The sequence below is a fragment of the Leclercia sp. CFBP8987 genome (genome assembly GCF_034044995.2).
Taxonomy (GTDB): domain Bacteria; phylum Pseudomonadota; class Gammaproteobacteria; order Enterobacterales; family Enterobacteriaceae; genus Enterobacter; species Enterobacter tamurae.
On sequence record NZ_CM188255.1, the window covers coordinates 3580600 to 3592459 of the forward strand.

The following is an 11860-nucleotide window of genomic DNA, read 5'->3' on the forward strand; positions in this document are numbered from 1 at the left end:
AAATAACAGTGAAAGACGATAAGATGGCAGTGTAGAGAGGAATTCAGCGCGCTGATTGCGTAATGCTCACGCAATACTATTAACGGAGTTTAGTGAAATGCAGATAGCCGGTCTGAACAACCAGCGGGTGCGGCAGCATAACCGACGCACAATCATGGCGCTGATCTGGCGCTATAAGCGTCTGAGCAAATCGCAGCTGGCCCAGCACACCGGGCTGTCAATCCCCGCCGTCAGTAAGATTCTGGATGAGCTGGTGGCTGACAATAAGCTGGCGCATTCCAGCGAAAACCTCAGCACCCGAGGGATGAACAGCGGTCACTACCAGATCCCGGATGAGGGTCCACTGATACTCTGCATGAATGTCAGCCCCACCAGCATTGAAAGCCAGCTGATCGACGGGCGCATGTCACCCCTGGGGGATTTTACCTGGACCGACGTCAACGCCCGCACCCCAGAGGCGCTGTTGCAGGCCATCGAAAGCCTGTGGCAGCAGCAGCGTAAACGCTGGCCCGGGCAGCGGATTAACCTGGCACTCGGGATCCACGGCCAGGTGGATACCGCCACCGGAGTGTCCCAGATCATGCCCCAGGCACCGTGGAAAAAACCGATTGAGATTAAGTATCTGCTGGAAGAAAAACTCGGCATCACGGTGATGGTGGATAACGACTGCGTGATGCTGGCCCTGGCGGAAAAATGGCAAAACCCGGCCAACCGCGACGATTTTTGCGTGATTAACGTCGATTACGGCATCGGCTCCTCGTTCGTCATTAATGGCCAGGTCTATCGCGGCACGCTCAACGGCAGCGGGCAGATTGGCCACACCATTTTTGATCGCGACGGCGTGGCCTGCGCCTGCGGGCGATACGGCTGCCTGGAGACGGTCGCCTCCCTGTCGGCCTTAAAAAAACAGGCGCGGCTGTGGCTGAAATCACAACCCGGCTCCCTGAGTCTCGACCCGGATACCCTGACCAGCCTGCAGCTGCTGGATGCCTGGCGTCAGGGTGACGTGAATATTCAGCGCTGGGCCGACGAGGCCGCTAACGCCATCGGGCTGACGCTCTACAATCTGCTCAATGTGCTCAACATCAACCAAATCTGGTTCTATGGTCGCAGCTGCACCTTCGGCGAACGCTGGCTGCAAACCATTAATCGCCAGATCGGCTTTACACCCTTCGATCAGGGGGATGCGGTGCGTAACCGGCAAACGGAGATCGCTTTTGGCGGCTTAACCCGGCAGCAGCAGATTATCGGTATTGGTTATCTGTTTGTGGAGGATGCGCTGGAGGCAGGCTGACGGGAACCTGCCGCAGACAGGAAAATTTACATCACCCTGATGCCTGATTTATGAAGAAAACCTGAATGGCGGACCGGCATTTTGTGTATTAGCTTTAAGATAAATCCCACTCATATCGAGCCTGCCATGAACAGATTACGCTATTTCGATTTCGGTCACTCCCGGGCGCTGATCCTGTTGATCGCCCGCCTCGCTCTGATCCTGCTGTTTATTATTTTTGGCGTGCCGAAGATGTTTGGTTTTGACGGCACGGTGCAGTACATGGCGAAGCTCGGCGCCCCGATGCCGATGCTGGCGGCCATCGTGGCGGTGATCATGGAGGTGCCCGCCGCCATTCTGATCGTGCTCGGCTTTTTTACCCGTCCACTGGCGGTGCTGTTTGTCTTTTATACCCTGGGTACGGCGGTGATTGGTCACCACTACTGGGATATGAGCGGCGATGCGGTGATGCCGAACATGATTAATTTCTTCAAGAACATCAGTATCGCCGGCGGGTTTCTGCTGCTGGCGGTCGCCGGGCCGGGGGCTATCTCCATCGACCGACGTTAGCCATAAAAAAAGGCCGCATAAGCGGCCTTTTTGTTCTGCGGGGCAGAATTAGGCGTAAACCGGGAAGCGCGAGCAGATATCGAGCACTTTGGCTTTCACGCGTTCGATAACGGCTTCGTCATTGATGTTGTCCAGCACGTCACACATCCAGCCAGCCAGCTCTTTCACTTCCGCTTCTTTAAAGCCGCGGCGAGTCACAGCCGGAGAACCGATACGGATACCGGAAGTCACGAATGGGCTCTTCGGATCGTTTGGTACGCTGTTTTTGTTGACGGTGATGTTGGCGCGGCCCAGGGCAGCGTCAGCTTCTTTACCGGTCAGGTTTTTATCCACCAGATCCAGCAGGAACAGGTGGTTTTCAGTGCCGCCGGAGACCACTTTGTAGCCACGGTTCAGGAACACTTCCACCATCGCTTTGGCGTTTTTGGCAACCTGCTGCTGGTAAACTTTGAACTCAGGCTCCATCGCTTCTTTCAGCGCCACAGCTTTGGCTGCGATCACGTGCATCAGCGGGCCGCCCTGCGCGCTTGGGAATACCGCAGAGTTCAGTTTCTTATACAGATCGTCGTCGCCGCCCTTCGCCAGGATCAGTCCACCGCGTGGACCCGCCAGGGTTTTGTGGGTGGTGGTGGTGACCACGTGAGCGTGTGGAACCGGGTTCGGGTAAACGCCTGCGGCGATCAGACCCGCCACGTGCGCCATGTCGACGAACAGGTATGCGCCGATGCTGTCGGCGATTTCACGCATTTTTGCCCAGTCAACCACGCCGGAGTAAGCAGAGAAGCCACCGATGATCATCTTCGGTTTGTGCTCTTTAGCCTGCTTCGCCATGTCTTCGTAGTCAATTTTACCGGTCTCATCAATACCGTAAGGGATGATGTTGTAGAGTTTGCCGGAGAAGTTAACCGGGGAGCCGTGAGTCAGGTGACCGCCCTGCGCCAGGTTCATACCCAGCACGGTGTCGCCCGGCTGCAGCAGCGCGGTGTAAACAGCGAAGTTAGCCTGAGAGCCGGAGTGCGGCTGCACGTTAGCGTAGTCTGCGCCAAACAGCTCTTTGGCACGGTCGATCGCCAGCTGCTCAACGATATCCACATACTCGCAACCGCCGTAGTAGCGCTTGCCCGGGTAACCTTCAGCGTATTTGTTGGTCAGCTGAGAGCCCTGCGCCTGCATCACGCGCGGGCTGGTGTAGTTTTCGGAGGCGATCAGTTCGATGTGCTCTTCCTGACGTACTTTTTCCTGCTCCATAGCCTGCCACAGTTCGGCATCATAATCGGCAATGTTCATTTCACGCTTTAACATCCGCATCTCCTGACTCAGCTAACAAGTAAATTTTTGCCTGAAAAAGGCGGTCCAGTTGGACGACGGGCAACAGTATAACTGATTAGCAGAGTGATAACAGGTCTTGACAAACGATTTTACGCAAACGTTTACCTACCCGCCACGCAAGGGTTTGAGCAATAACGCTCTCACCCTGTAAACTGGATTTCTTTTCAGGTTTGTGATGCAGTTAATTCACGTTGCAAAGAACCATTTACAACGCAGGGTTATTTTTTATAAGATGCATATAAAATACATCATTAAAGTAACATTTGAAGGAAGCTGCTATGTTAGACGCTCAAACCATCGCTACCGTTAAAGCCACCATTCCCCTGCTGGTTGAAACCGGCCCGAAACTTACCGCCCATTTTTACGATCGCATGTTCGCGCACAACCCGGAGCTCAAAGAGATTTTCAACATGAGCAACCAGCGTAACGGCGATCAGCGTGAAGCGTTATTCAACGCCATTGCCGCCTACGCCAGCAACATTGAGAACCTGCCGGCGCTGCTGCCAGCGGTGGAAAAAATTGCCCAGAAACACACCAGCTTCCAGATCAAACCCGAGCAGTACAACATCGTGGGCAGCCACCTGCTGGCGACGCTGGATGAGATGTTCAGCCCGGGCCAGGAAGTGCTGGACGCGTGGGGCAAAGCTTACGGCGTGCTGGCCAACGTGTTTATCAAACGTGAAGCGCAGATCTACAGCGAAAACGCCAGCAAGAACGGCGGCTGGGAGGGCACCCGCGCCTTCCGTATCGTGGAAAAAACGCCGCGCAGCCAGCTTATTACCAGCTTTGAATTTGAGCCGGTCGACGGTCAGCCGGTTGCCGATTACCAGCCGGGCCAGTATCTGGGCGTGTGGCTGAAGCCTGAAGGCTTCCCGCATCAGGAGATCCGCCAGTACTCCCTGACCCGCAAGCCAAACGGCAAAGGCTATCGTATTGCGGTGAAACGCGAGGAAGGTGGTCAGGTCTCGACCTGGCTGCACAACGAAGCCAACGTCGGTGATGTGGTACATCTGGCCGCACCGGCGGGTGATTTCTTTATGGCGGTGGATGCTAATACGCCAGTGACGCTGATCTCCGCGGGTGTCGGTCAGACTCCAATGCTGGCGATGCTGGATACCCTGGCGAAATCGCAACATCAGGCGCAGGTGAACTGGTTCCACGCCGCAGAAAATGGCGAAGTGCATGCGTTTTCTGATGAAGTGAAAACTCTGGCTGCCGGTCTGCCGCACTTTACCGCGCATACCTGGTATCGCCTGCCGACAGACGATGACCGCGCCGCAGCGCGCTTCGACAGCGAAGGTCTGATGGCGTTAAGCCAGCATAAAGATCACTTCCACGCGCCGGAGATGCAGTTCTACGTTTGTGGCCCGGTGGCGTTTATGCAGTATGCCGCGGCGCAGTTGGTTGAGCTGGGGGTGAATAAAGAGAACATTCATTACGAATGCTTCGGCCCGCATAAGGTGCTGTAATGCAAAAAGCCCCTCTTCTGGAATAAGCCCATAAAGTTGGACTGTTCATGTTAAGCGGTTTTCAGGGCCTGGGTTCGGTAGTCTACCGGACTCAGGCCTTTTAATTTCAGGTTTGTCCGCTCCAGATAGATTTCTCTATCAGAGCATTATTCAAGCATTTCCCTTTGCACAATATGCTTCGCTTCATGCTCTGGCCTTCAATTAAGCCTGATAGCCTGCCATCAGATACTGTCAGCCCCGCTCCGAGCGCAATAAAGGCGCACCTTCTGCATCGAGCTTTGAGAACGTATACCACCTTCATCACTGGCTTTTCCGACAGGCTGTAAGAGAAATTTTCCCGCTGAGGAGGTCCAATATTGGCGACAGGTAAAGCTATTTACCCTGAAGCTACCCAGTGTATGATGGGATACTTATTAACCACACAAACAAAAAGGATTTTATATGTCACAGCAATACACCAATGAACTGCCCCCAGAAATGGCGGCTTCATTATCAATGCCGCCGTTCTCAGCAGAGCAGAAAGCGGCGATGCCGGATAGCGCACGGGAGCTTGTCGAAGCACAGGAAGCTTTTATGTGTGATCATCCGGCGACGGCGATTTTCCGGATTGCCGTTGATGGCAGTCTGACAGCACGAGGTGGTGTGGTGCGGGCAGCATGGAATGGTGGTGAGATTGAGCTTGAGGGCGGGCGCAGGGTCAATATCGCGCTGGAAGGCGATGAGGTGGTTTACCCTGACGGCACTAACGCACGGATTATCAACGGCTGCGGAAAGAACATCACTAAAAACGAGCGCGGGATTGCGCTTGTGGACAGCCTTCTGAGCAACGGCGACCAGATTATCAGTACACCGCAGGCAACCGGTATGCTGGTTGAGCGTGACGGTATGCCGATGGACGAGTCGTTTCTGGCGAAAGGAGTCTGAAGACGATGTGGGTCAACAGAGGCTGTATCGTTCACGGTAAAAACGTCGGGCTTGACGGGGATAAAACGTCCACGGGCTCTGTCTGCTATGCCTCCCGTCCCGGCATGTCGGTGATGGGGAAGCTGAAACTCTATATCGGGGATAAAACCTCGCACTGCCCGAAATGCGGCGAGGTCGGGGTGATCGTCAGCGGAGATCACCGGCAGACAAATATGGTGGCGGTTGCGGTAGACGGTTCCGCCATTCGCTGCGGGTGCACGACAGGGACAAACTGGCTCATCGCGCCGGGTGTGGTTGAGGTGTCAGACCCGATGATGATGACGGTTGCATCCGGGGCAGAGCCGGTGCAATACGCCCAGACGGCGAAAGCCCGGCCAACGGCTGCTGTACCGGCAGAAGCACCGCCTGAACCTCTGCCGCTTCCGGTGCGGATTTATACCACGAAGCGCCTTATGGATGATTATGACGCGAAGGACATGCATTGCGGCGATCTGAGCGAGGAGGTGCTGAAAGGGCGCTTTGGCCTGACGGATGTCTCGGCAAAAGTGAACCCGTATACGCTAACCCTTGCACCGTCAGCTCCCACCAGTCCGTATGGCGGATTTTATCCGGGCAACCTGACGGAGAGTAAGCCGGTCATTATCAGCCGGGATGAAAGCGCCCGGCTGATGTTTGATGAGTTCCGGGGGCTGGCGAAGGTATTCTCGTTTCAGGGGGAATATCAGGACATCATCACAGAGATGATCAGCCATATGCAGGGTAACAGCGGTAGGCCGTACAGTAGCCCTCTGTTGGATAAGGCGCTTAAAGAGCAGATTTTGAATGACCGTTCTGAAAAAAGCTCGTTGTTGAAGATTAAAAAGGCTTTGGATGATGCTGTGAGCTACGAATATGGCTTTATCCCGCAGCGTAAAGAAAGCGTATTATTCGACGACAAGGGCAACTTTAATGACGTCAATGATGCTGTATTACCTAAATTTGACCATCTGGTCGACCGGACTAACGGGCTGGTGATTACCGTCCATGATACCTGGGCCACGCATATTACGCTGGAATCACTGGAGGTGATGGGTGACCACTACCGAGCAAAGGTGCATTACCGAATTCAGGATCACTTCGGACTTGATGATGCAGATATCCTGAACCCTATTTACCGTGAGGGGCGACTTTTTCGTATCTGGTTTGTGCTGCAGCGCTATATGAAATATGGCTACAGGCCATTTATCACCGAGATGAATGCGACCGTGGAAATTAGCGGGAGGAGAGGTGAATAAACGGCTGATCGCGGGCATCATTGCTGCAGCTTCCGGGGGTTATCTGCTATGGCAGTATCAGACCCCAGTGGAGATTGTAGCAGTTCATGACAGTTATAAAATATTGGTCAGACATTTTCCGTACCTGAAAAGCCGTCGGATAGACTGGTGGGAAGCTAATAAGGACATGATTCAGGAAAAATACGGGATTCCACACAAAGATGAAGACGGCTTCTATCACGTTTTGATTATGGATTTTGGGAATGGATATCGTACTGAACCGAACGAAAGCTTGCTGTGGTTTACAGATGAGGTTTTTTGTTTCAATGACATGTCGACAGAGGCTCGGTGTATTGATAGAAAACCACTTTTCGATGTGAGATGGAGTAGGAATTACGGGCTGAAATATGAGTCATATTAAACTGGAGGCGGGGTGAATAAGCGGTTGATAGCGGACGTTATCGCTGTCGCAGGCTGTGGCTATCTGCTCTGGCAGTATTTTACACCGGTAGAGATTGTGACTGTTCACGACGGAAATACGATTCTGGTCAGACATTTTCCGTACCTGAAAAGCCGTCAGATAGCCTGGTGAGAAGCCAAAATAGAAAAGGATCTTCTTGAGATCCTTTTTTGAGAGCGTGTATTTCTTGCCCTGTAAACGAAAAACCACCTGGAGAGGTGGTTTAATCGAAGGTTAACCAGTTAGGCTAATGTTTATAGCCATAGTAAGGCTTAAACCTCAAGAATTCAGCATAGTCTTGTACACCCTATACCAATGGCTGCTGCAAGCGGCATTTTACGTGTCCGTCCGGTTGGACTCAGCTTGCGCGGGCCAACGGGCAACAAACGACGCGGGATTAAATCGCCTCGTCGTCTTCTTCGCCGGTACGGATACGGATCACGCGCGACACGTCAAAGACGAAAATTTTGCCGTCGCCGATTTTGCCGGTCTGCGCAGTGCGGATAATGGTATCCACGCAGGTCTCGACGATGTCGTCCGACACCACGATTTCAATTTTTACCTTCGGCAGGAAATCGACCATGTATTCCGCGCCACGGTAGAGTTCCGTGTGGCCCTTCTGACGACCAAAGCCTTTCACTTCCGTTACCGTCATGCCGGTGATGCCGACTTCCGCCAGCGCTTCGCGCACATCATCCAGTTTGAAAGGTTTAATAATCGCATCAATCTTTTTCATGGTGTTCCTTAAACTTATGCCTGTCAGCTGCCTCGTAATCGGTTGCTCACAGTATCATATTCAGGCGGAATTTAGCGTATCACTCTTTAAAATCGTTTGCTTCCAGCTCATGGCGCGACAGCAGCTTATAAAACTCGGTGCGGTTACGTCCGGCCATCCGTGCGGCATGGGTGACGTTGCCTTTGGTGATCTGCAGTAGCTTACGCAGATAGTTGAGCTCGAACTGGTTACGGGCCTCGACGAAGGTCGGCAAGGCGGTGTTCTCCCCCTCCAGGGCCTGCTCCACCAGCGCATCGCTGATCACCGGCGAGGAGGTGAGCGCCACGCACTGCTCAATCACGTTCACCAGCTGGCGCACGTTACCGGGCCAGCTGGCGGTCATCAGCCGCTTCATGGCATCAGTGGAGAAGGCCCGCACGAAGGGCTTATGCCGCTCGGCGGACTGGCGCAACAGCTGGGTGGCCAGCAGGGGAATATCTTCCGCCCGCTCCGCCAGCGCCGGGATCTTCAGGTTGACGACGTTAAGGCGATAGAAGAGGTCCTCGCGGAACTCGTTGCGCGCCATCGCCTTGGGCAGATCCCGGTGGGTGGCCGAGATAATGCGCACGTTGATGTCGATATCACGGTTACTGCCCAGCGGCCTGACCTTACGCTCCTGCAGCACGCGCAGCAGCTTGACCTGCAGGGGAGCGGGCATATCGCCAATTTCATCGAGGAACAGCGTGCCGCCTTCTGCGGCCTGGAACAGCCCTTCCCGGCTGCTGACCGCGCCGGTGAAGGCCCCGCGCGCATGACCAAACAGTTCTGACTCCAGCAGCTGCTCGGGCAGCGCCCCGCAGTTGATGGCGATAAAGGCATTTTTGCCCCGCGGGCTGGCATTGTGGATCGCCTGGGCGAGGATCTCCTTCCCGGTGCCGCTCTGGCCGTTAATCAGCACGCTGACATCGGACTGCGCCACCATCCGCGCCTGCTCCAGCAGCCGCAGCATGATCGGGCTGCGGGTGACAAATGACTCCCGCCACGTCTCGTCCCCGGACGGCGCGGCATGTTCCAGCGCGTCATCAATGGCTTTGTAAAGCGCGTCTTTATCTACCGGTTTGGTGAGGAAGCTGAAGACGCCCTGCTGGGTGGCCGCCACGGCATCGGGGATCGAGCCGTGGGCGGTAAGGATAATCACCGGCATGCCGGGCTGGAGCTTCTGGATCTCGGTAAACAGCTGCATGCCGTCCATTTCATCCATCCGCAGATCGCTGATGACCAGATCGACCTTCTCGCGCCCCAGCACTTTCAGCCCTTCCTGACCGCTTTCGGCGGTCACCACGCTGTAGCCCTCGCTCACCAGACGCATGCCCAGCAGCTTCAGCAAGCCGGGGTCATCATCCACCAGCAAAAGATGCGCAGGTTTTCGGCTTGTCATGGCTTTCCATCCTCCTGGTTCGGGGTATCCGCCGCGTCGCCGTCAGCGGATGGTGTCGCACTCTTCGGCGCATCCGGCAGATAGTTACTGACCGGCTTACGGGTGGAGAGCTGCCGTTCAATATCGGTCAGGTTTTCCAGCTTCCGCGTGGTGGTGTCCAGCTGCGTGCGTAAATATTGCTGCTGCTGGCGCAGGTTATCCAGTTCGCCATCGGTGGTCTGCTGTAACTTGCCGTAGCGGGAACGCTCTTCCGCCAGCTGCAGCTGTAGTACCTGCCCGTGTCGCCAGAGCTGGTAAAGCGGGCGCACCTGGGCGGGGATCTGCGGGCTCAGCGCATCCAGCCGGGTGGTCAATACCCGCCGCTCCACCGGGTTAATTTTGGCATTCGCCAGCAGGATCCCGCGTTTAAAGCTCTCCTGCCAGGTGTCATCGGTCCAGCCCCGGGCCTCTGCGCGCGCGGCGGCGGGTGAGAGGCGGTCCGCGCAGTCCATGCCGCGCAGCCAGAAGAGCGGGTTGCTGTCGGTCTCCTGACCGTGCAGCTGCCAGATATTATTGCAGTCGGTAGAGAGGAAGTCCGCCAGCTGATGTTCAGGCAATTTTTCATCCTGCTTGTCGCTAATCGCTGGAGCGGGTGCGTGGGTGACGCAACCGGTCAGCAGCAGGCAGGGAAGGCTCAGGCGAATAAAGTGGCCGGAAAAGACCGCGTTAATGGCGCGGGAAAAGACGTGTGACATACTCACCAGACTTAGATTCATTTCAGTGATTTTTCCGACTCAAGCGGCAGTTCGATGCGAAAACAGACATCGGTACGGTCGTCAGTGACAAGATTAAGCTCTCCCTGCATACGACGAATACAGTCGCGGGCGATACTCAGCCCCAGACCGCTTCCCTTAACCGCCCCTTTGCGTTGATGGCTCCCCTGGAAAAAGGGTTCGAAGATCATCGTTTTTTCATCGTCGGGGATCGGGTTTCCGGTGTTGGCGACATCGATACAGACGCGTGAGTCGCGCGTAAAACTGCGAACATAAATGGTACCGGATTCAATGCCATAGTGCACCGCGTTGGAATAAAGATTATCCAGGACGCTCATCAGCAGCATGGGTTCGGCTAAACAGGCGGGCGTCGAGAGTGCCAGTTCAGTATGCATCATTTTAGCCCGGGCAGGCAGGCTGTGGGCGGAGAGCACCATATCCACCAGCGGCGCCAGCTCGACGCGCTCCAGCTCGGGGATGCCGTCGGCCAGCTTGCGGTTGTAATCGAGCAGCTGCTCAATCAGCTTTTGCAGATTGCGGCTGCTGGCATCGAGGATCTCCACAATCTCCCCCTGCTCTGGCGTTAGCGGTCCGGCGACCTCGTCGGCCAGCAGTTCGGTCCCCTCACGCATGCTGGCGAGCGGGGTTTTCAGTTCGTGGGAGATGTGGCGTAAAAACTGGTGGCGCTGGGATTCGAGCCACGCCAGCCGCTCTGAGAGCCAGATGATCCGTTGTCCGACCGAGCGCAACTCGCGCGGGCCGGTAAAGACTACGGTATTGCCCAGCGAGCGACCCTCCCCCAGCCGGTTGATCATCCGCTCGATGCCCTTGACCGGGCCGATGATCATGCGGGTGAAGAGCAGGACCAGCACCAGGCTGACCAGAAACAGCACCAGCGCCTGCCAGCCAAAGAACTGGCCGCGCTCGGCAATCTCCTGCTGGAGCTGCTGCCCGCGGGAGAAGATCACCGCCCGGGTCGCCTGCACCATCTCGGCGTTGGCATTGGCGAAGGCTTCCAGCCGCATGGCAGACATCGCATCGGGGCCGCTGTTAAGGCACTGGAGCTGCGCCAGGGCATTAATATCCTGGCGTAAGGCCTGATAGAGCTTGTCATCCGGCAATACCCCGGCATGGGCGTCGAGCATTTCGCTGTAGCGCTTACGCTGATTTTGATAGACGGTTGCCAGGGTTCGGTCGTCGAGGACGCAATACTGCCGGTAGCTGCGCTCCATCTCCAGCGCGGCATTGGTCATCGCCTCGCTGCGGCGGGCATCAATCAGGGTAGTACGGTTGGTGAGCGCCGCCTGGGCGCTGAGGGCGTTCAGGCTCTGCCATGCCTGCCAAGCCAGGACCAGCAAAGGCAGCAGGATCAGCAGGAATGCCATCATGACTAACTGTCGCAAGGAGCGAGGGAAAACAGGCCAGCGTTTCAACGCATTACTCTCTGTCGCGAGGAGGTAAGAGGATGCTAGCTGGACAACCCTTCAGATACAACAAAGCCGGGTTAAAAACCCGGCTTTGTTATGGAATGAGGCGGTGCCTAACTCGACGTTTCGCCCTGGGTCTGATAAAGCAACGCTATGATCAGTAGTTGGACGGCAGGCACCTTTTTGTGCGTCATTCGAAGTTTATGTAGCGCGTCCCGAAGGGGCTGACATAAGAGGGTGAATGAGCCAC

12 protein-coding genes are annotated in these 11860 nt (G+C 55.6%); 7 read left to right on the plus strand and 5 right to left on the minus strand.

Annotation, left to right across the window (positions count from 1 at the left end):
* The first annotated feature begins 97 nt into the window (after positions 1–97).
* A complete protein-coding gene (locus SOM40_RS17195) occupies positions 98–1294 on the plus strand; it encodes an ROK family transcriptional regulator (RefSeq protein ID WP_320530405.1) in 1197 nt (398 codons plus the stop codon).
* Positions 1295–1420: 126 nt separating this feature from the next.
* Positions 1421–1843 carry a DoxX family protein gene (locus SOM40_RS17200; RefSeq protein ID WP_106994580.1) on the plus strand — a complete coding sequence of 141 codons (423 nt, stop codon included), beginning with the start codon at positions 1421–1423 and terminating at the stop codon, positions 1841–1843.
* A 48-nt stretch (positions 1844–1891) separates the two neighbouring features.
* On the opposite strand, the gene glyA is transcribed toward SOM40_RS17200, so the two are convergent.
* Positions 1892–3145: a serine hydroxymethyltransferase gene (gene glyA / locus SOM40_RS17205; protein WP_320530406.1), complete on the minus strand. Its 1254-nt coding sequence runs from the start codon at positions 3143–3145 to the stop codon at positions 1892–1894.
* A gap of 305 nt (positions 3146–3450) precedes the next feature.
* On the opposite strand from glyA, the gene hmpA reads away from it, so the two are divergent.
* The 5 genes from hmpA (at position 3451) to SOM40_RS17230 (ending at position 7410) form a co-directional block, all read left to right on the plus strand.
* Positions 3451–4641, plus strand: a complete 1191-nt coding sequence (hmpA, locus tag SOM40_RS17210) for an NO-inducible flavohemoprotein (RefSeq protein ID WP_320530407.1) — start codon at positions 3451–3453, stop codon at positions 4639–4641.
* Between the two features lie 441 nt (positions 4642–5082).
* Positions 5083–5565: a PAAR domain-containing protein gene (locus SOM40_RS17215; protein ID WP_225758278.1), complete on the plus strand. Its 483-nt coding sequence runs from the start codon at positions 5083–5085 to the stop codon at positions 5563–5565.
* Positions 5566–5678: 113 nt separating this feature from the next.
* A complete protein-coding gene (locus tag SOM40_RS17220) occupies positions 5679–6839 on the plus strand; it encodes a YPO3983 family protein (RefSeq protein ID WP_320530408.1) in 1161 nt (386 codons plus the stop codon).
* Positions 6832–7239 (plus strand): DUF943 family protein, encoded by a 408-nt coding sequence (locus SOM40_RS17225; protein WP_225758277.1) that lies wholly within the window; start codon positions 6832–6834, stop codon positions 7237–7239. The genes SOM40_RS17220 and SOM40_RS17225 overlap by 8 nt, the downstream gene beginning before the upstream one ends.
* Before the next feature lie 96 nt (positions 7240–7335).
* The gene (locus tag SOM40_RS17230) at positions 7336–7410 is read left to right on the plus strand and encodes a hypothetical protein (protein ID WP_501050877.1); all 75 of its coding nucleotides are present in this window, start codon (positions 7336–7338) and stop codon (positions 7408–7410) included.
* Positions 7411–7675: 265 nt separating this feature from the next.
* On the opposite strand, the gene glnB is transcribed toward SOM40_RS17230, so the two are convergent.
* From glnB to qseE, 4 genes are all read right to left on the minus strand, one after another.
* Positions 7676–8014: a nitrogen regulatory protein P-II gene (gene glnB / locus SOM40_RS17235; protein WP_106994577.1), complete on the minus strand. Its 339-nt coding sequence runs from the start codon at positions 8012–8014 to the stop codon at positions 7676–7678.
* Between the two features lie 79 nt (positions 8015–8093).
* Positions 8094–9431, minus strand: a complete 1338-nt coding sequence (gene glrR, locus SOM40_RS17240; protein WP_166183382.1) for a two-component system response regulator GlrR — start codon at positions 9429–9431, stop codon at positions 8094–8096.
* Entirely contained in the window at positions 9428–10186 is a 759-nt protein-coding gene (qseG, locus tag SOM40_RS17245; RefSeq protein ID WP_225758275.1) for a two-component system QseEF-associated lipoprotein QseG, read from the minus strand. The genes glrR and qseG overlap by 4 nt, the downstream gene beginning before the upstream one ends.
* On the minus strand, positions 10183–11616 hold the full coding sequence (gene qseE / locus SOM40_RS17250) for a two component system sensor histidine kinase QseE/GlrK (protein WP_106994574.1): 1434 nt from the start codon (positions 11614–11616) through the stop codon (positions 10183–10185). Before qseE ends, qseG begins: the two co-directional genes overlap by 4 nt.
* Positions 11617–11860: the final 244 nt, after the last annotated feature.

Bases quoted from the DNA above. Each gene is read 5' to 3' on its own strand.
- SOM40_RS17195 (WP_320530405.1), top strand. From the start codon at position 98: ATGCAGATAGCCGGTCTGAACAACCAGCGGGTGCGGCAGCATAACCGA.
- SOM40_RS17200 (WP_106994580.1), top strand. From the start codon at position 1,421: ATGAACAGATTACGCTATTTCGATTTCGGTCACTCCCGGGCGCTGATC.
- glyA (WP_320530406.1), bottom strand. From the start codon at position 3,145: ATGTTAAAGCGTGAAATGAACATTGCCGATTATGATGCCGAACTGTGG.
- hmpA (WP_320530407.1), top strand. From the start codon at position 3,451: ATGTTAGACGCTCAAACCATCGCTACCGTTAAAGCCACCATTCCCCTG.
- SOM40_RS17215 (WP_225758278.1), top strand. From the start codon at position 5,083: ATGTCACAGCAATACACCAATGAACTGCCCCCAGAAATGGCGGCTTCA.
- SOM40_RS17220 (WP_320530408.1), top strand. From the start codon at position 5,679: ATGGGGAAGCTGAAACTCTATATCGGGGATAAAACCTCGCACTGCCCG.
- glnB (WP_106994577.1), bottom strand. From the start codon at position 8,014: ATGAAAAAGATTGATGCGATTATTAAACCTTTCAAACTGGATGATGTG.
- glrR (WP_166183382.1), bottom strand. From the start codon at position 9,431: ATGACAAGCCGAAAACCTGCGCATCTTTTGCTGGTGGATGATGACCCC.
- qseG (WP_225758275.1), bottom strand. From the start codon at position 10,186: ATGAATCTAAGTCTGGTGAGTATGTCACACGTCTTTTCCCGCGCCATT.